The sequence below is a fragment of the Streptomyces sp. DSM 116793 genome, assembly GCF_057320905.1.
Genome location: NZ_CM170494.1, coordinates 4,553,170 through 4,572,662, shown reverse-complemented (window position 1 = coordinate 4,572,662; position 19,493 = coordinate 4,553,170). Strand labels below are relative to the sequence as shown.

At 71.8% G+C, this 19,493-nt stretch carries 14 protein-coding genes and 1 tRNA gene; 7 read left to right on the top strand and 8 right to left on the bottom strand.

Annotated features, from left to right (window positions below):
- Positions 1-156: 156 nt before the first annotated feature.
- Positions 157-1,641 carry a DUF2252 domain-containing protein gene (locus ACSMXW_RS17700; RefSeq protein WP_485807652.1) on the bottom strand — a complete coding sequence of 495 codons (1,485 nt, stop codon included), beginning with the start codon at positions 1,639-1,641 and terminating at the stop codon, positions 157-159.
- A gap of 803 nt (positions 1,642-2,444) precedes the next feature.
- Complete coding sequence (locus ACSMXW_RS17695; RefSeq protein WP_485808113.1) at positions 2,445-2,762, bottom strand: winged helix-turn-helix transcriptional regulator; 318 nt, start codon at positions 2,760-2,762, stop codon at positions 2,445-2,447.
- A 256-nt stretch (positions 2,763-3,018) separates the two neighbouring features.
- Between ACSMXW_RS17695 and ACSMXW_RS17690 the strand changes: the two genes are divergently transcribed.
- Positions 3,019-3,678, top strand: a complete 660-nt coding sequence (locus ACSMXW_RS17690) for an FMN-dependent NADH-azoreductase (RefSeq protein WP_485807650.1) — start codon at positions 3,019-3,021, stop codon at positions 3,676-3,678.
- A gap of 634 nt (positions 3,679-4,312) precedes the next feature.
- Here ACSMXW_RS17690 and ACSMXW_RS17685 read toward each other — a convergent pair.
- Positions 4,313-4,396, bottom strand: a tRNA-Leu gene (locus ACSMXW_RS17685).
- Between the two features lie 1,148 nt (positions 4,397-5,544).
- Here ACSMXW_RS17685 and ACSMXW_RS17680 point away from each other — a divergent pair.
- From ACSMXW_RS17680 to pknB, 6 genes are all read left to right on the top strand, one after another.
- Positions 5,545-6,396: an FHA domain-containing protein gene (locus tag ACSMXW_RS17680; protein ID WP_485807648.1), complete on the top strand. Its 852-nt coding sequence runs from the start codon at positions 5,545-5,547 to the stop codon at positions 6,394-6,396.
- Between the two features lie 10 nt (positions 6,397-6,406).
- Positions 6,407-6,919 carry an FHA domain-containing protein FhaB/FipA gene (locus ACSMXW_RS17675; RefSeq protein ID WP_485807647.1) on the top strand — a complete coding sequence of 171 codons (513 nt, stop codon included), beginning with the start codon at positions 6,407-6,409 and terminating at the stop codon, positions 6,917-6,919.
- A gap of 140 nt (positions 6,920-7,059) precedes the next feature.
- Entirely contained in the window at positions 7,060-8,724 is a 1,665-nt protein-coding gene (locus tag ACSMXW_RS17670) for a Stp1/IreP family PP2C-type Ser/Thr phosphatase (protein ID WP_485807646.1), read from the top strand.
- A 22-nt stretch (positions 8,725-8,746) separates the two neighbouring features.
- On the top strand, positions 8,747-10,183 hold the full coding sequence (locus tag ACSMXW_RS17665) for an FtsW/RodA/SpoVE family cell cycle protein (protein ID WP_485807644.1): 1,437 nt from the start codon (positions 8,747-8,749) through the stop codon (positions 10,181-10,183).
- A complete protein-coding gene (locus tag ACSMXW_RS17660; RefSeq protein WP_485807642.1) occupies positions 10,180-11,649 on the top strand; it encodes a peptidoglycan D,D-transpeptidase FtsI family protein in 1,470 nt (489 codons plus the stop codon). The genes ACSMXW_RS17665 and ACSMXW_RS17660 overlap by 4 nt, the downstream gene beginning before the upstream one ends.
- A 182-nt stretch (positions 11,650-11,831) precedes the next feature.
- On the top strand, positions 11,832-13,850 hold the full coding sequence (gene pknB, locus ACSMXW_RS17655) for a Stk1 family PASTA domain-containing Ser/Thr kinase (RefSeq protein WP_485807641.1): 2,019 nt from the start codon (positions 11,832-11,834) through the stop codon (positions 13,848-13,850).
- Between the two features lie 576 nt (positions 13,851-14,426).
- Here pknB and ACSMXW_RS17650 read toward each other — a convergent pair.
- The 5 genes from ACSMXW_RS17650 to ACSMXW_RS17630 form a co-directional block, all read right to left on the bottom strand.
- Positions 14,427-15,161, bottom strand: a complete 735-nt coding sequence (locus ACSMXW_RS17650; protein ID WP_485807639.1) for a class E sortase — start codon at positions 15,159-15,161, stop codon at positions 14,427-14,429.
- A gap of 127 nt (positions 15,162-15,288) precedes the next feature.
- The gene (locus ACSMXW_RS17645; RefSeq protein WP_485808112.1) at positions 15,289-16,467 is read right to left on the bottom strand and encodes a class E sortase; all 1,179 of its coding nucleotides are present in this window, start codon (positions 16,465-16,467) and stop codon (positions 15,289-15,291) included.
- Positions 16,468-17,378: 911 nt separating this feature from the next.
- A complete protein-coding gene (locus ACSMXW_RS17640) occupies positions 17,379-18,101 on the bottom strand; it encodes an aminodeoxychorismate/anthranilate synthase component II (RefSeq protein WP_485807637.1) in 723 nt (240 codons plus the stop codon).
- Positions 18,098-18,289, bottom strand: coding sequence for a hypothetical protein (locus tag ACSMXW_RS17635; RefSeq protein ID WP_485807635.1), 192 nt, complete (start codon positions 18,287-18,289; stop codon positions 18,098-18,100). Before ACSMXW_RS17635 ends, ACSMXW_RS17640 begins: the two co-directional genes overlap by 4 nt.
- 291 nt (positions 18,290-18,580) lie before the next feature.
- Positions 18,581-19,402, bottom strand: coding sequence for a DUF881 domain-containing protein (locus tag ACSMXW_RS17630; RefSeq protein ID WP_485807633.1), 822 nt, complete (start codon positions 19,400-19,402; stop codon positions 18,581-18,583).
- Between the last annotated feature and the right edge of the window lie 91 nt (positions 19,403-19,493).

Sequence of the window (19,493 nt, the reverse complement as noted above, 5' to 3'; positions counted from 1 at the left end):
TCGGGCTGGGGCGGCTCGGCTTCCGGGGTCATCACCCGTCCAGGGTAGAGGGTGGGGCCCATGGCCCCGGCGCCCCCGCTCGGGCCCCTCCGGGAGCCTCCCATCCCGGCTCCCCTCCCGGCCCCGCATCACCCCGCGGCCACCCGCTAGTCGTCCTCACACCCCCTTCTCCGCCGCCACCAGCCCGCTGCGCACCGCAGTCACCAAGGCGGCGTGGTCGGCCTCGGTGCGGTCGGCGTAGGTGACCGCGAAATCGGCGATGGCCGCGTCGAGCGAGTCGTTCTTGCCGCAGTAACCGGCGATCAGGAGGGGGTCGGCGCTGTGGGCGTGGGCGCGGGCCAGGAGGGCACCGGTCATGCGGCCGTAGTCGTCGAGCTGGTCCGCGGCGAGGGCGGCGGGGTCGACGCTGCCTTTGCGGTTGCGGAACTGCCGGACCTGGAACGGCCTGCCCTCCACCTGGGTCCAGCCCAACATGATGTCGCTCACTATCTGCATGCGCTTCTGCCCGAGCACGACCCGGCGGCCCTCATGGATCACTTTCGGCACCGGGAAGCGCGCGGTGGCCAGATGGGGGAGCAGCACGGACGGACGGGCCTCCTTCACCTGGAGCACCAGCGGCTCGCCGCGGTGGTCGAGCAGCAGCACCACATAGGAGCGGGTGCCGACGCTGCCGGTGCCGACCACGCGGAAGGCCACGTCGTGTATGGCGTGCCGGGCCAGCAGCGGGAGCAGGTCCTCGGGGAGGGTGTCGGCCCAGTCGCCGAGCGACGCGGCCACGGCCGCCGCCTCCGCGTCGGGAACACGGCGCAGGACCGGTGGGGCGTCGACGAACCGGCGGCCGCCGCCCTCCACCGGCTCGGTCGACTTGGCCGCGAACCGGCCGCTGGTGTTCTTCCTGGCCTTCTCCGAGACGCGCTCCAGGGTGCCGAGCAGGTCGTGGGCGTCCGTGTGCGAGACAAGTTCCTCGTCGGCGATCGCGTTCCAGGCGTCCAGGGCGGGGAGCCTGGCCAGCAGGCGCATGGTGCGCCGGTAGGCGCCCACGGCGTCGAACGCCGCTTGGCGGCAGACGTCCTCGGCCGCGCCTGCCTCACGTCCTGCGAGGACCAGGGAGGTGGCGAGGCGTTTGACGTCCCACTCCCAGGGGCCGTGGGCCGTTTCGTCGAAGTCGTTCAGGTCGATGACGAGATCGCCTCGGGCGTCGGCGTACAGGCCGAAGTTGCCCGCGTGCGCGTCACCGCAGATCTGGGCGCCAATGCCGGTCATGGGGGTGTGGGCTAGGTCGTGGGCCATGAGGCCGGCGGAGCCGCGCAGGAAGGCGAAGGGGCTTGCGGCCATTCTGCCGACCCTGATGGGGACGAGGTCGGGGAGACGGCCTTCGTTCGACTGCTGAACCGCCGTCACCGCGTCAGGGCGGGTGGTGCCGCTGGGGAGTTCGGCATGGGACGAGCGTGGCACCCGGTCTCTCAGCGCCTTGCCGTCCCGCTTGGGCGAACCCTTGGGAGCACGCTCGGCGAACCCCCGTACACACGGCAGGCGGAGATCCGGTGACTGCGCCGGGCCCGGGGCCGGCGCGTCCGGACGCGGGCCCGTGGGCACAGCCGCCGCGCGCTCCTCCGGCACCGCCGCACCGCTGCCGGTCATGCCGACCACCCCCGTCTCGCCGTGGGCGCGCCCGGCCCCGTCCGGCCATCGGACCGAGTGCGCTGAACATCAACTGGCCCTGACGGTACCGCCGGCGGACGAACCGCGTGAGGGCCTGTGGATAACGGGCAGCGGGGCACCGGGAGCCTGTGGATAACTCGGCGCGGCAGGCGTGGAGTACGGCAGAGCTGCGGTTTTCCGCGACGTCACCGCCACGACGGCCGCGCGCCACAGCCACGACGATCGCGCACCACCGCCACGGCGGCTGCGCAGCATCGCCGCAACGGCCAGCGAGCCGGCGCCGCGACAATCAGCGAGCCGGCGCCGCGGCCAGCGAGCCAGCGCCGCGACAATCAGCGAGCCGGCGCCGCGGCCAGCGAGCCAGCGCCGCGGCGGCCAGCGAGTCGGCGGCGCCGGTGCCCCGGCGGCAAGCACCGCCGCGGGGGGTATTCAGGTCGTGTTCGGACCATCGGGCCGGTGGGGCCTGGTCGCGCAGTTCCCCGCGCCCCTGTCAACTGCGCCCCTGTCCCCAAGGCCTGGCGACCCCGGGACACCCGGATCCCGGACACCCGGATCCCGGACGCCCCGATTCCGGATACCCGGATCCCGGACACCCATATCCCCAGGTCCCCGAAGGCTGACTCCCCCCAGACACCGGAGCCCGGCCCCCAGACACCGGAGCCCGGCCCCCAGGCACCGGAGCCTTGGCCCTCAGGCACCGGAGCCTTGGCCCTCAGGCGCCGGGGAGCACCGGCCCCCGGCCCCGGACCCGGCAGTCCGGCCCACCCCGCCCGAACGCGGGCCTACTTCCGGAACTCCTCCGGGCACTGTCCGCCCTCGGACAGGTACCGCTCGGACCACCGGCGCAGTTCGCCGAGGGCGGGGCCGAGGGCGGCGCCGGCCTCGGAGAGGCGGTACAACACGCGCAGCGGCGGGCCCTCGGCGACCTCGCGGACGACGAGGCCGACGTTCACCAGCTCGGCCAACCGGTCGGAGAGCATCCGCTCGCTGATGCCGGGGATGGCCCTGCGCAGGTCGGCGAAGTGCACGGGCTGCTGCATGAGCACGGCGATGACCAGCCCCGACCAGCGCTTCCCCAGCAAGGTGAAGACGCGCGTCATGTCGTCGTCGACCCTCGTGCAGGCCTCTTCGGTTTTCGCGCAGGCCGCCTGGGCCTCTGCGCCTACCGCCACGGCCCCCGCACAGGCCGCCTCAACGTGGATCCGGTCTGCCGCCATGGGTCCAGGGTACTGCGCCTCCGACATGGGGTGAGAAAAAGTAAGGGACTGTGGTAGTAATAGTTGCGTACTCAATAACAGGCACAGCGGCCGGCCGACCACCGGCTGTCTGGTACCACCCATTTTGGGAGAGAACGACATGGCCACCCTGCTGCACCTGGACTCGTCCATTTTCCCGGGCTCCGCATCCGCGTCCCGCACCGTCACGGACGCCTTCCGCAAGGCATGGGAGGAACAGCACCCGGAGGGCACGGTGATCTACCGCGACCTGGGCGCCAACCCCGTCCCCCACCTCGATGCGCACGGCGCGACGGCCGGCTTCGCCGACCCGTCCACGCACACCCCCGAGCAGGCCAGCGCCTTCGCCGAGCGCCTCAAGCTGATCGAGGAGCTGGAGCAGGCCGACGCCGTGCTGATCGGCGCGCCGATGTACAACTTCACGATTCCCTCGACGCTGAAGGCGTGGCTGGACAACGTGATCCTGGTCGGCCGCACCGTCGGCGAGACCTCCAAGGTCGCGGGCACCCCGATCACGGTCGTGGCCAGCCGTGGCGGCGGCTACTCGCCCGGCACGCCGCGCGCGTCCTTCGAGTACGCGCAGAGCTACCTTCAGGCCACCCTCACCGAGATGTTCAAGGCCGAGGTCGACGTCATCGTGACCGAGCTCACCCTGGCGCACTCGAACCCGGCGATGAAGGACCTCATCCCGCTCGCCGAGGAGTCCCGCGCCAAGGCGCTGGAGGACGCGGTCACCAAGGCCAAGGCCCTCGCCCAGCGCCTCGCGCCCGCCGGAGCCTGACATCCGGGGTCCGGACCCGGGCCCGGACCCCGGTGACGCCACGAAGGCGCACCGCAACCCTCCGTTCAGCCACAACGGAGGCCCGGCAGCCCGGCGCGGCGGACCACCCCTTGGGGGCCGCCACGCCGGGCTCCGTCACGCTCGGCGGACACAGCGCACCACGGACGAAGCGACGACACCGACCGCCGGCGCCGGGACGACGGCGACCTCCGGCACCACGCCCACACCGACCGCCGGCACCGCACTCACAGCGAAGCACAGCGAACACAGCGAACACAGCAGCCGGACCCACAAAAGCGAACACAAGGACATCACGGCACAACAGCAAAGGACGCGACATATACGGCACCGGAGGTCGCCCGGAAGACGCCCTCCACACTCCGCACACAATTTGAGACCCTTCTCACACCCCAGGGCCACCGCACCGCACTGCACCCCGCGGCACCCCCACTGCGCCCCGCCACCCCCGCCTCACCCCCGCGACATCCCCACTGCGTACCGCCGCACCTCCACCGCGCCCCGCCGTACCCTCTGCGCGACCCGCACCGGCCCACACCAACGCAGAAGAGCACAAAAGAAGAAGAGCACAAAAGAAGCGGTCTTCATGGTGACCACCATGAAGACCGCTTCACTGTGCGCGAGGGGGGAGTTGAACCCCCACGCCCTTGCGGGCACTGGAACCTGAATCCAGCGCGTCTGCCTATTCCGCCACCCGCGCATGGGCTGTGTCCTCGGCCCCCTCACCTCTCGGCGAGAGCGCCTTCCGACATCCAGAAGGTTAGCACGGTGGCAAGGGTGACTTCACATCCGTTTCCCCGTGCCCGCCACCCCGCCCGCCGCGCCCACCCACCCCGCTCGCGCCCCCGCTCGCGCACCCCGCTGCCGCGCCCGGCCTCCCGCCCGCGCACTCTCCCCACCACGGGAACCGCCCGCGAAACGACTCCCCGCACCGGCCCCGCCACAGCCTCCGGGCCTCCGGGCCTCCGGGCCTCCGGGCCTCCGGGCCCACCGGCGCGGCCCTGTGGAACAAGGGTTGACAAAGCAAGGCGTGTCACCACAGAACGATATGTTGACGGATCCATGTGTCACATCGGGTGTTTCTGCGTGTCGCGGAGCGAAGCGAGCTGCACCGCCGACGCGGCCGGCCCGGAAAGCCCGCCGCCCCTGCTCGCGCCCCCACCCACACCCCCCAACACATCCCGCCCGCACGCCCCACCGCGTCCCCCCATCCCCCAGACTCGCACCCGACCCGCCCATCCCCGCGCACCAGCACCAGCACCAGCCCCAGCAGCCGACACCGGCACCGGCACCGGCACCGGCAGCCGACACCCCAGCGGACCCCACCAGCCGACGCCCCCACCGACACCCCGACCAACCCCACCCCGGACACCCCGCCCGCCGCCTCCCCCCACCTCCCCCACCCCACCCGTCCCCCCGGCCCCACCCCGGCCCTCGCTCCGTATCAACCCCGCATCAACCCCGCACCAGTCCCCCCGCCGCGGGCGCGCGTGGTCCTGAGTGTGCCGCGGGTGCGGGACACTGGATTCCGGCCCCCTTTACGATCCCTACTGGGAGGTGGCCGAACGGCCGTCCTTCAAGGGCCGGACCGGTGTTCCGCGAGGCACACGGGCCGCGTCCGGCAAGGGGGCCTCGCAAGGGCCCGGGGCGGATCCCGGGGGGCCGGCGAGGGCATGTGCTGTGAGAGTCGACACCCGTCGGCCGGGCAGACAGGGGGAACCAGCCGATTTACCGGCGCGTGGATACGATCAGTAAGCAGTACCGGAACGAAGCAGAAGACCGGCAAGGCGAGCACGACGAACACCGCGGTGGGCGAGCGGTGGTGGGAAGAGAAGGAGGAGGTGCCCCGTGGGAGTCCTGAAGAAATTCGAGCAACGCCTCGAAGGTCTGGTCAACGGCACCTTCGCCAAGGTCTTCAAGTCCGAGGTCCAGCCCGTCGAGATCGCCGGCGCCCTGCAGCGCGAGTGTGACAACAACGCCACGATCTGGAACCGCGAGCGGACCGTCGTCCCCAACGACTTCATCGTGGAGCTGAGCGCACCGGACTACGAGCGGCTGAGCCCCTACGCGGGTCAACTCGGTGACGAGCTCGCGGGCATGGTGCGCGACTACGCGAAGCAGCAGCGCTACACGTTCATGGGCCCGATCAAGGTCCACCTGGAGAAGGCCGAGGATCTCGACACCGGCCTGTACCGGGTGCGCAGCCGCACGCTCGCGGCGAGCACCTCGCAGCCGTCCGGCCAGCCCCCGGCGAGCCCGGGCGGCTACAGCCACCCTTCCCAGAGCGCGCCCGGCGCCGGGCGCGGCGGCTACGGCTACCCCCCGCAGCCCGTCGGCGCCCCGCCCATGCCGTCCGCGCCGCCGCCCGGCATGCGCCAGGGCACGTCGGGCGGGCACCCGGGGGCGCCGTCCGGCGCCCAGGTCCGGCGCTGGATCGAGATCAACGGCACGCGTCACCAGATCGCCCGCCCGACGATGGTGCTGGGCCGCAGCACCGACGCCGACGTGCGGATCGACGACCCCGGTGTCTCGCGCCGGCACTGCGAGATCCGGACCGGAACGCCCTCGACGATCCAGGATCTCGGGTCCACCAACGGCATCGTGGTAGACGGACAGCACACCACCCGCGCTACGCTCCGCGACGGCTCGCGGATCGTCGTGGGCAGCACCACCATCATTTACCGGCAAGCCGAAGGGTGAAGCGGGGGCAATGTCAGAGCTGACCCTGACGGTCATGCGGCTGGGTTTCCTGGCCGTTCTGTGGCTGTTCGTGATCGTGGCCGTCCAGGTCATCCGCAGCGACCTGTTCGGGACCCGCGTCACCCAGCGCGGGGCGCGCCGCGATGCCGGGCGGTCGGCGGCCGCGAGGGCCGCGCGGGAGGCTCCCCCGCAGCAGCGCGGCGGGGCCGGCGGCCGGCAGCGCCGCGGCGCGCCGACCAAGCTGGTCGTCGCCGAGGGCACCCTGGCCGGCACCACCGTCGCGCTCCAGGGCCAGACGATCACCCTCGGTCGTGCGCACGATTCGACGATTGTGCTGGACGACGACTACGCGTCGAGCAAGCATGCCAGGATCTACCCGGACCGTGACGGCCAGTGGATCGTGGAGGATCTCGGGTCCACCAACGGCACCTATCTCGACCGGACCCGGCTGACGACGCCGACGCCGATTCCGCTGGGCGCACCGATCCGCATCGGCAAGACCGTCATCGAGCTGCGGAAGTAGTGCTACGTCATGAATGAGCGCGAGCGGAGCGAGCGAGCCGACGCTGTCCCCACCACGGACGCCAGCACGCTCCCGACCGGAGGGTGGGCAGTGTGGCTCGACACGACCGGCTGCAGTCGGAGCCGACGGGCGAGGTGCGCATGAGTCTGTCACTGCGCTTCGCCGCCGGATCGCACAAGGGCATGATCCGGGAGGGCAACGAGGACTCCGGCTACGCCGGGCCCCGGCTGCTCGCCATCGCCGACGGCATGGGCGGGCAGGCGGCGGGCGAGGTCGCCTCGTCCGAGGTGATCTCGACGCTGGTCACACTCGACGACGACGTGCCCGGCTCGGACATCCTCACCTCCCTCGGCACCGCCGTGCAGCGCGCCAACGACCAGCTGCGGGTGATGGTCGAGGAGGACCCCCAGCTGGAGGGCATGGGGACCACGCTCACCGCCCTGCTGTGGACCGGCCAGCGGCTCGGCCTCGTCCACGTCGGCGACTCCCGCGCGTATCTACTCCGTGACGGCGTGCTCAGCCAGATCACCCAGGACCACACCTGGGTGCAGCGGCTCGTCGACGAGGGCCGGATCACCGAAGAAGAGGCCACCACCCACCCGCAGCGGTCGCTGCTGATGCGCGCCCTGGGCAGCAGCGAGCACGTCGAGCCGGACCTGTCGATCCGCGAGGTGCGCGCCGGCGACCGCTATCTGATCTGCTCCGACGGCCTCTCCAGCGTCGTATCCCACCAGACGATGGAGGACGCCCTCGCCAGCTACCAGGGCCCCCAGGAGACCGTTCAGGAGCTGATCCAGCTCGCGCTGCGCGGCGGCGGCCCCGACAACGTCACCGTCATCGTGGCCGACGTCCTGGACATCGACAGCGGCGACACCCTGGCTGAGCAGCTCTCCGACACGCCGGTCGTGGTCGGCGCGGTCGCCGAGAACCAGCACCAGCTGCACGACGGCGGCGCCATGGAGACCCCCGCAGGCCGTGCCGCGGGCCTCGGCAGAGCGGTGCCAGGGCAGGGCGGCGCGGTCGGCCAGTTCGGCCCGCCCGGCTCCGGCGCGGCCGGCTACGCCTCGGAGGACGGCTTCGGGCCGTACGGCGACGAGGACTTCGTCAAGGGCCGCGGGCGCCACCCCTGGCTGAAGCGGTCCGCGTACATCGTGCTGGCGCTCGCCGTGGTCGGCGGGGGCCTGTACGGCGGGTACCGCTGGACGCAGACGCAGTACTACGTGGGCGCCAAGGGCCAGCACGTGGCGCTGTACCGGGGCATCAGCCAGGACCTCGCCTGGGTGAGCCTGTCCAGGATGGAGGCCGACCACCCGGAGATCGAGCTCAAGTACCTGCCGCCGTACCAGCGCAAACAGGTCCAGGCGACCATCACCGAGGACGGCCGCGCACAGGCCACCGACAAGATCGACGAACTGGCGGTGCAGGCCTCCGCCTGCAAGAAGGACGCCCAGCGGCGCGCCGCCGACCGCGATGCCGCGCCCGGCGGCCAGACCGGCGGCCAGACCGGCGGCGGCCAGGACAGCGGCGCCAAGAAGCCGCTCGGTGAGAGCACCAAGGCCACCGGCACGTCCTTCGAGACGTCCGCGGGCCAGGCCACCGGGGGCACGGGCAGCACGGCCGGCACCGATGGAACCGGCGACACCGGCAGCACCGGCAGCACCGGCAGCACCGACCAGAGCAAGGACGGCCAGAGCGCGGGCACGAGCTCCGACGACAAGAACACGACCGCACCGAAGCAACCCACACCCGGCCCCAGCCTCTCGGAGGAAGAGCAGAAGCTGGTCGCGCTGTGCGGTAAGCAGTAGCCGTGAGGGGCCCTGTCACACCATGAGCAGCACGCATACGGCGCAGACCGCGCATACTTCGACCATCGGGTCCATCGGCGCGCCGAGCCGCCGCAACACGGAGCTGGCGCTCCTGGTGTTCGCGGTCGTCATCCCCGTCTTCGCCTACGCCAATGTGGGCCTCGCCATCAACAACACCGTCCCGCCTGGCCTGCTCAGCTACGGCCTCGGGCTGGGTCTGCTGGCCGGTGTCGGCCACCTCGTGGTGCGGAAGTTCGCCCGGTACGCCGACCCGCTGATGCTGCCGGTGGCGACCCTGCTGAACGGCCTCGGCCTGGTGATCATCTGGCGGCTCGACCAGTCCAAGCGTCTCCAGGAGATCCACCAGGCGGGCGACGCCGCCCCCCGCCAGCTGCTGTACACGGCGATGGGCCTGGCACTCTTCGTCGTCGTGCTGATCTTCCTGAAGGACCACCGGGTCCTGCAGCGCTACACGTACATCTCCATGGTCGGCGCCCTGGTGCTGCTGCTGCTGCCGCTCGTCCCCGGGCTCGGCGCCAACATCTACGGCGCGAAGATCTGGATCTCGGTGGCCGGGTTCTCCATCCAGCCCGGTGAGTTCGCCAAGATCGTGCTGGCCATCTTCTTCGCCGGGTACCTCATGGTGAAGCGGGACGCCCTCGCGCTCGCCAGTCGCCGTTTCATGGGTCTCTACCTGCCGCGCGGGCGTGACCTCGGGCCGATCCTGGTCGTCTGGGCGATCTCGATCCTGATCCTGGTCTTCGAGACCGACCTCGGTACGTCGCTGCTGTTCTTCGGCATGTTCGTGATCATGCTGTACGTGGCGACGGAGCGGACCAGCTGGATCGTGTTCGGTCTGCTGATGTCCGCGGCCGGCGCGGTCGGCGTCGGCTCCATCGAGCCGCACGTGCACCAGCGCGTGCAGGCCTGGCTCGACCCGCTGCGCGAGTACAAGCTGAGCCAGCAGGGCGTCACCGGGCACTCCGAGCAGTCCATGGAAGCCCTGTGGGCCTTCGGCTCCGGCGGAACGCTCGGCACCGGCCTCGGCCAGGGCAACTCCGACCTGATCAAGTTCGCCGCCAACTCCGACTTCATCCTCGCCACCTTCGGCGAGGAACTGGGCCTGGCCGGCATCATGGCGCTCCTGCTCCTGTACGGCCTGATCGCCGAGCGCGGCATCCGCACCGCGCTCGCCGCCCGCGACCCGTTCGGCAAGCTGCTCGGCGTCGGCCTCTCCGGCGCCTTCGCGCTCCAGGTCTTCGTGGTCGCCGGCGGCGTCATGGGCCTGATCCCGCTGACCGGTATGACGATGCCGTTCGTCGCCTACGGCGGCTCCTCGGTGATCGCCAACTGGGCGCTGATCGGCATCCTGATCAGGATCAGCGACACCGCGCGGCGCCCAGCCCCGGCCCCCGCCGCCAATCCCGACGCCGAGATGACCCAGGTGGTCCGACCGTGAACAAGCCCCTGCGCCGGATCGCGATCTTCTGTGGACTGCTCGTCCTCACCCTCCTCATCCGCGACAACTGGCTCCAGTACGTCGACTCGGACAAGCTGAAGACCGACCCGCTCAACCGCCGGGTCTCGATCGAGCGCTATGCCGTGCCCCGCGGCGACATCATCGTCCAGGGCGGCCAGGACATCACCGGGCACACCACGACGTCGGGCAGCGACTTCAAGTACAAGCGCACGTACAAGGACGGCCCGATGTGGGCGCCCGTCACGGGCTACGCCTCCCAGGCCTTCGGCGCCTCCCAGTTGGAGAGCATCGAGGACGGCATCCTGTCCGGCACCGACGACCGGCTCTTCTTCCGCAACACCCTCGACATGCTCACGGGCAAGAAGAAGCAGGGCGGGAACGTCGTCACCACCCTGAACGCCGCCGCGCAGAAGGCCGCCTTCGACGGCCTCGGCCACAAGAAGGGCGCCGTGGCCGCGATCGACCCGTCCACCGGGGCGATACTGGCGCTCGCCTCCACGCCGTCGTACGACCCGTCGAGCTTCGCGGGGAACTCCGAGAAGGACGCCGAGGCCTGGAAGAAGCTCCAGAAGCAGAACGACCCGGATGACCCGATGCTCAACCGGGCGCTGCGCCAGACCTACCCGCCGGGCTCCACCTTCAAGGTCGTCACCGCCGCCGCCGCGCTGCAGAACGGGCTGTACACGGATCCGGACCAGGCCACCAAGTCGCCGCTGCCGTGGATCATGCCCGGCACCACCACCCCGCTGAACAACGAGGGCAACATCCCCTGCAAGAACGCCAGCCTGCGCCAGGCGCTGCGCTACTCCTGCAACAGCGTCTTCGGCAAGATCGGCGCCGACCTCGGCGAGGACAAGATGCTGAAGGAGGCGGAGGCGTTCGGATTCAACTCCGAGCAGTTCACCCCGGTTCGCTCGAACGCGTCCAACTTCGACAAGAAGATGAACCCCTCGCAGACGGCGCTCTCCTCCATCGGCCAGTTCGACACCGCGGCCACCCCGCTGCAGATGGCGATGGTCGCCTCGGCGGTCGCCAACGACGGCACCCTGATGGAGCCGTACATGGTCGACGAGCTCCAGGCCCCCAACCTGGACACCATCGAGAAGACCACGCCGAAGAAGCTCAGCCAGCCGCTGTCGCCGGAGAACGCCCAGAAGCTCCAGTCGATGATGGAGACCGTCGTCAAGCAGGGCACGGGCACCACGGCACAGATCCCGGGCGTCACCGTCGGTGGCAAGACCGGTACCGCCCAGCACGGTGAGAACAACTCCGGCAAGCCCTACGCGTGGTTCATCTCCTATGCCAAGACCGCGGGCGGCTCGCCGGTCGCGGTCGCGGTCGTCGTCGAGGACGGCAGCGCGAACCGGGACGACATCTCGGGTGGCGGCCTGGCCGCACCCATCGCGAAGAACGTGATGAAGGCGGTCATCGACAGCAAGCGCTAAGCCCGGACGTGACCTTGATCACGTCCCCTTCACATCGGTGCACGATGCGGTACCGGTCCGGTATCGGGTGACCGGGAGGGCCGTGGCACGCAAGGTGAGCCGGGTACGGTAGCCCGGACAGCACACCGCCGGACCACACATCGGGTGCGGTCAAGGCCGACGGAGAGGGCTGGTAGGTAGCTATGGAAGAGCCGCGTCGCCTCGGCGGCCGGTACGAGCTGGGCCAGGTGCTCGGCCGCGGTGGCATGGCGGAGGTCTACCTCGCGCACGACACCCGCCTCGGTCGCACCGTGGCGGTGAAGACGCTGCGCGCCGACCTCGCCCGTGACCCGTCGTTCCAGGCCCGGTTCCGCCGTGAGGCCCAGTCGGCCGCCTCGCTCAACCATCCCGCGATCGTGGCGGTCTACGACACCGGCGAGGACATGGTCTACGACCAGGCCGCCGGCGGTGGCGGGGTCTCCATCCCGTACATCGTCATGGAGTACGTGGACGGCTCCACGCTCCGTGAGCTGCTGCACTCGGGCCGTAAGCTGCTGCCCGAGCGGGCCCTGGAGATGACCATCGGCATCCTCCAGGCGCTGGAGTACTCACACCGCAGCGGCATCGTGCACCGCGACATCAAGCCCGCGAACGTGATGCTCACCCGCACCGGCCAGGTCAAGGTCATGGACTTCGGCATCGCCCGCGCCATGGGCGACGCCGGGATGACGATGACGCAGACCGCCGCAGTGATCGGCACCGCCCAGTACCTCTCGCCCGAACAGGCCAAGGGCGAGACCGTCGACGCCCGCTCCGACCTGTACTCCACCGGCTGCCTGCTGTACGAGCTGCTGACCGTCCGCCCGCCGTTCGTGGGCGACTCCCCGGTCGCGGTGGCCTACCAGCACGTCCGCGAGGAGGCCCAGCCGCCGAGCGCCTTCGACCCCGAGATCACGCCCGAGATGGACGCGATCGTCCTGAAGGCCCTCGTCAAGGACCCGAACTACCGGTACCAGTCCGCGGACGAGATGCGCGCCGACATCGAGGCCTGCCTCGACGGCCAGCCCGTGGCGGCCGCCGCCGCGATGGGCGCGCCCGCCTACGCCGGCTACGGCCCCGACGACCAGCCGACCACCGCCATGCGCCCCCAGGACCCCGGCGGCGAGCGCACCTCGATGCTGCCCCCGGTCAACCCGGACGACGGCGGCTACGGCTACGACGAACGGCCCGACCGGCGCCGCCAGAAGAAGTCGAGCACGTCCACGGTCCTGCTGGTCGTCGCGGGTGTGCTGGTGCTGATCGGCGCGGTCCTGATCGGGAAGTGGGTATCCACCGGCAACGGCTTGGGCGACGCCCAGGTTCCCGTGCCCACCCTGGTCGGCGAGACCCTCTCCGACGCCAAGGCCAAGGCGGCCAATGTCGACCTGGAGGTCTCGGTGTCCGGCAGCAAGGAGTGCAAGGACCAGCCCAAGGGCCGGGTCTGCACCCAGGACCCCACGCCCGGCGGGAACATCGACAAGAACAGTACGATCAAGGTCGTGATGTCGGCGGGCGCCCCGAAGGTGGTCGTGCCCGGGGTCGTCGGCCTCTCGCTCGACGATGCCAGGGACCAGCTGACCAGCAAGAAGTTCAACGTCGACGTCAAGTACAAGGAGTCCGACCAGCCGGTCAACCAGGTGCTCTCCCAGGACCCCTCCGCGGGCGCCAAGCGCGAGTCGGGCAGCACCGTCACGCTGACCGTCGCCCAGGAGAAGAAGCAGGTCACCGTCCCCGACGTGACCGGCAAGAGCTGGGAAGAGGCCAAGGCCCAGATCGAGGCCAACAACCTCAAGGCCGTGCGCCAGGACGTCGACAGCACCAGCGTCCAGCCGGGGAAGGTCGTCCAGACCAGCCCCGCCGCGGGCACCCAGGCCGACCCGGGCTCGACGGTCACCGTCCAGGTCGCCAAGGCCGGCCAGGTGGCGGTGCCGCCGCTCACCGGACAGACCCTGGGCGCCGCCAAGCAGGCGCTGACCCAGGCGGGCCTGCAGGTCGGCAAGATCAACGGACCGCAGGACGACACCGCCTACGTCATCACCTCCACCCCCCAGGCGGGCCAGCAGGTCGCCCCGGGCACGGCCGTCGACCTCCAGACGGTGGGCGGCGGCGGCGACGGAGGTGACGGAGGCGGCGGCCCGGGCGGACCGGGTGGCAATGTCTTCGGCGGGCAACGAGGCTTCTAGCGGCCCCCGGCCAGCCCCGGGCCCACGGTCCTCCACGAAGCCCCGGGCACGGGCCCGGTCATGGCGATGACGGGGCCCGCACAGCCGGGAAGCCTCCCTTCGGCCCCTCACCCCCGTCGCTCCTCCGGGAGCGGCGGGGGTGAGCCGTCTCTTGCCCACCGGCCCCGCCCTACCAGGGGCGCGGGGAACTGCGCGCCCAGGCCACCACCGGCCGGAGGCCCGGAGACGACAGAGACCGCCCCTTCGGGACCGGTGACGACGCTCATGTCTCGTCGTGGTTGGCGCGCGGTTCCCCGCACCCCTTCAAGGGGGCTGCGCCCCGATCCCGCGCCGGCGCAGGCGTCGTCTTCTGCATCCGCACCGCACCTCGGGCTACCGAGCCCGCCCGACCACCGCCTGACGCACCACCCCGGGACCCGGCCTGGGCACTGGCGTCGCCGCCCCAGCGGCCGAAGCGGCAGCGGGGCCGGGCCGGGCCGAGGCCGGAGACGGGGGCGGGGGCGGAGACGGGGGCGGAGACGGGGACGGGGACGGGGACGGGGACGGGCCGGGGCCGGGCCGGCAGCGTAGTCGGGGCTAGCGCAGCTCCGCCGGAGGCGTCCGCTTGCTGTCGACCTTCTCCGTGCGCTCCAGCTCGCCCCAGACCACATAGCGGTACAGGGAGGTGTACACGGGCGTGCAGGTGGTGAGGGTGATGTACCGGCCGGGCTTCTTCTTGCCGGACTCCCTGGGGATCTGGTCGATCACCTGCACGTTGTACTTCGAGGTCTCCTTGAGGATGGCGTAGACCTTGTAGACGTACCAGGTGTCCTTGGTCTCGAAGACGATCGGATCACCCTTCTTGACCTTGTCTATGTTGTGGAACTTCGCCCCGTGCCCGTCCCGGTGCGCGGCCAGCGTGACATTGCCCTCGGGGTCGCCCGGCAGGGCCGACTTGACGGGGTGGGTGTAGTAGCCGGCCACGCCGTCGTTCAGCACCTCGGCCGACGTGCCCTTCTTCACCAGGACCTCGCCGTTGTGCATGGCGGGCACGTGCAGGAAGCCGATGCCGTCCTTCGTGTCGAGCGCGCCCGGTCCCTGGTCGGCCCAGTGGTGCCTGATCTCGTCGCTCTGGCGGTGCGCCTCGCGGTCCGCGGTGACGTTCGTCCACCACAGGGAGTAGACGACGAAGAGGCCGAGCACCAGCCCCACCGTTATCAGCAGCTCCCCGAACACGCTCACCGCCAGGGCGATCCGGTGGCGCGGCCGCCGGGCGGGCGGTGGCGGCGAGGACTCTGCGGTCCTGTCGTCGGGGTCGGTCGTCGCTACCACTGCACCTGCCCTGTCTGTCCGATCCGGCCGGGCCGGGGGCACGGACCCGCCCCGCCCCGGCGCGTGCAGCCGGTGTTGTCCGTGTCAGTCTGCCTTGTCCGGGCGGCCGTCCGTCAGGCGTGCGTGCTCAGTTGACGAGGGCTGCCGGCTTGCCCTTGCTGCGCGGCCGTTCCTCCACCATCTTGCCCCAGACGATCAGCCGGTACTTGCTGGTGTACTCGGGCGTACAGGTCGTCAGGGTGATGTACCGGCCGGGCTTGGTGAAACCCGAACCGGGAGGTATGGGGCCGATGACGCCTATGTTGCTCGGCGGGGTCTGCGGCAGCATGCTCGTCACCTTGTAGACGTAGTAGGTGTCCTGCGTCTCGACGACGATCACGTCGCCCCGCACCAGGCGGTTGATGTAACGGAACGGCTCGCCATGGGTGTTGCGGTGGCCGGCCACCGCGAAGTTGCCCGTCTTGGCGTCGGGCATCGCCGTCTGGATGTCGTCGGGCCCGCCGTAGTGGCCGACCATGCCGCGGTCGAGGACCCGGTGCTTGTCGGTGCCCTGGGCGATCGGCACGATCACGTCCAGCTTGGGGATGTGCATGATGGCGAAGCCCTGGCCCGGCGCGAAGACGCCCGGCTTGCCCTTCCCGTTCGCCCAGTCGTCCTGGAGACTGTGCGCCGCGCCGTCCGCCTCCTGGTGCGCACGGACGTTCGTCCACCAGAGCTGGTAGGTGACGAACAGCAGCATCAGGACGCCGATGCTGATGAACACCTCGCCGATCGCCCGGCTGGCGATCACCCCGGCGCTTGGCTTGGCCGCGCGGGCGGCGCGCCGTGCCGCCACCCGGGACAGCGGGGCGGACTCCGCCTCGCCCTCGTCGCCGGCGGACCGCTCGCCGCCGGCCTCGGCCGGCTCGGCGGCCGCCCGGTGGCCGCGGGCGCGGTGCCCGCCGCGGCCGGCACCCCTGCTGTCGTGCCGGGCCCCGGCACGGCGCCTACCGCCGCCGGAGCGCTGCTTGGCGGCCCGCCGCCGCGCAGCGCGGCCCCCGGCCGCCGCTCCCACGGCCAGACCTGCCGCCCCCGCGGCACCCAGGGCGCTCCCGGCCGCGACCGCACCGGCCGCTGCGCCGGCGGACTCCGTCTCGCCCGTGCCCGTGCCCGTGCCCGCGCCGCTCGGGGGGGCGTGCGGGTCCTCGCCGGGGGCGGTGCCGGGAGCCGGGGGGCGCCCGGTGCGGCGGCGTGTGCCCGTGCCTGCGGCACGGCCCGCGGCGGTGCCCGGGCCGCCCGTCGCGCGGCGGATATCGGCGGTGTGCAGGCTGACCGTCGCGTCGTCCTGGGCCGACGGATCGTGGGCCGACGGCACGTGGACCGACGGGTCGTGGGCGGGGCCGAGGAGGGTCTGGGCCGCCTCCTGGTGGTCCTCGGGGGGCTTGCGGTGCGATGCGCGCCGCGCGGACCGCTGGGGGGGTTGAGGCTGCTGCGGCTCGTGCGACTGCTCCGCTGGGGCGAGTTCGGACGGCTCGTCGCTGAACCACTCGGACGAGTGACGGCCCGCGGCGGACGAGGGTTCACCTGCCGACGGCTCGTACCCGAGCGCATACGGCCCGGCCGGCGCATCGGGGGCCGGGGCGCCCAGCACGTCGTGCGCCACGGCGCCGTCGCTCAGCGGGCGCCGCGCGGCGGCGCCCGGGCCGAGCAGCGGATCCGGCGCGGGGGCGCCGCGGCCGGGCAACGGACCCCGTGCCCGGGCGGGGCCGGGCAGGGGGTCGGACGCAGGAGCGGGACCGGGCAGCGGGTCCGGTGCCGGGGTGTGCCGGAGCGTCCCCGGGTCGTACGGCGCCGCGTACCGGCCGGGCTGCTCGGGCCGGGTGGGGTGCGGGAACGGCTCGGGGGCCGCGTGACGGCCGGGCTGCTCCGGTGCGCCCGCGCCCTGGCCGGGCAGGGGGTCGTTCAGCGGGTCCGCGAGCTGCTCGACGGCCGCCTCGAAGGCGGTGGCGTCCCCGTAGGCGCCGGCCTCGAAGCGTGCCGCGTCGCCGTACGCGGCGGCCTCGAAGGCCGTGGTGTTCCTCAGGAGCGCATTGCCGAACTCGGCGCGCTCGCCCAGCTCCGTGTGCTCCCCGAACGCGGCGTGCTCCCCGAACGCGGACTCGTCCCTGTAGGCGTACGCGTCCTGCGCGTCGTACTCGCCGTACGGGGCTGCTCCGTCGCGCTCGGGGCGCAGCGCGGTCACGCCGAGGCCCTGCCCACCACGGGCGCCAGGCCCGCCGATCGCCGCACCGCGCCCTCGTCACCGCACTCGGCAAGCCAGTTGGCCAGCATCAGGTGGCCGTGTTCCGTGAGCACGGACTCGGGGTGGAACTGCACGCCCTCCACGGGCAGGTCGCGGTGGCGGATGCCCATGACGATGCCGTCGCGGGTACGGGCGGTGACCTCCAACTCGGCGGGGACGGTGGTGGGCTCGGCGGCGAGGGAGTGGTAGCGGGTGGCGGTGAAGGGGGACGGCAGGCCGGCGAAGACCCCCCGGCCGTCGTGCTCGACGGGTGAGGTCTTGCCGTGCAGCAGCTCGGGGGCGCGGTCGACCACGCCGCCGTACGCCACCACCATCGACTGCATGCCCAGACAGACGCCGAAGACCGGCAGGCCGGTTTCCGCGCAGGCGCGCACCATGTCCACGCAGACTCCGGCCTCCTCGGGGGTGCCGGGGCCGGGGGAGAGCAGCACGCCGTCGAAGCGGCCGTCCTGCTGGGCGTAGGCGGGGGTGACGGCGTCGTTCCTGAGCACTTCGCACTCGGCGCCGAGCTGGTGGAGGTACTGGACGAGGTTGAAGACGAAGCTGTCGTAATTGTCGACGACGAGGATGCGGGCGGGGCGGCCCGCGCCGGGCCGGCCCGGGGCGCCGGCGGCCGCGGGCCCTCTCACACCGGCCGGCGGGCGGGTCTGGCTGGTCATCGGAGCGCCACCGATCCCGGCCACGGCGCGCTGCCGTTGACCGTGACGTCGTTGAAGGGGAGCAGGGGCTCGGCCCAGGGGAACACGTACTGGAAGAGGACGTACACCACCGCCAGGGCGAGGACGAGCGAGATCAGCGCCTTCACCCATGTGTTGCCCGGCAGATGCCGCCAGATCCAGCTGTACATGCCGTCCCTACTCGCCGTCGCCAAAGCTTGCGTCCCCCAGACTACGGTGAGGCGAAGGGTACGTGGGCAGCCTGTGGATAACGTGACGATCGCCTCGTTCCGTTGGGCCGTGTGCCCACGTACCCACGTACTCGCGCGCCCGCGTCGCCCGCGCATCCCCTATGCCCGCGCGCCGGCGCGTACCCGGCGCCGGTGCGCCCTTGTCGCCGGTGCGCCCTTGTCACTGGTGCGTCACTGGTGCGCCGGTGTGCCTGTGAGGCATGCGGACCGCTCCGCCGGAGCCGGGCCGGGCTACTCAAGGGGCCGGGCGTAGTGGAGGTCCACAGTGCCCTTGTAGCCGGGCAGCGTCCGCGTCCCCTCCTCCTCGACGCGCCAGCCCAGGCCGTAGGCGTTGACGTACAGCATGTAGTTCTGGATCTCGGGTGAGTCGGCGAGCGCCTTCTGGAGGGTGTCCGGGTCGCCGACGGCCGTCACCGTGTAGGGCGGCGAGTAGACCCTGCCCTGCAGGATCAGGGTGTTGCCGACGCAGCGCACGGCGCTGGTGGAGATCAGCCGCTGGTCCATCACCTTGATGCCGCGGGCGCCGCCGTGCCACAGGGCGTTGACGACGGCCTGCAGATCCTGCTGATGGATCACCAGGTCGTTGGGCTGCGGCTCCGGGTAGCCGGGGAGCTTGGCGGTGGCGTCCGGCGGGGCGTCGTCCAGGGTGACGCTGACGGTCCTGCCGCGCAGCGGCCTCGTGGCCGCCTCCTTCTCCAGTGCCGTGAGCTTGTCGTCCTCTTCCTTGCTGCGGCCGTCGCCGCGGGCGGCGAGGGACTCTATGTCCGCGCGGAGCGTGCCGTTGGTGTTCTCCAGGGCGCCGTTGCTGCGGCTGCGCTCCTGAATGAGGTCGGACAGCTTCAGCAGGGAGGCGTCCGTGCGGATGTCCGTGCCCTTGGCGGTGTTGAAGCTGGTGACGAAGATCAGGCCCGCGAGCGCGAAGACGCCGGCGGTGAGCACCCTGCCGCCGTGCCGCAGAGACGCCGGCCGGACCCGCGCCGGCCGGTGGCCCCCCGCGTGCGCGGGGTTGGTGCCGGTCCCCGGGGAGTCGGCAGAATGACTCTGCTTGCTCAACGCTATCCTTACTCCTTACGGCTCCCCCAGTTCCTGGAGGGCCTGGGAGGTACCCCTGGAAGGCACTACGCTAACGGACGCCCTGGGGAGC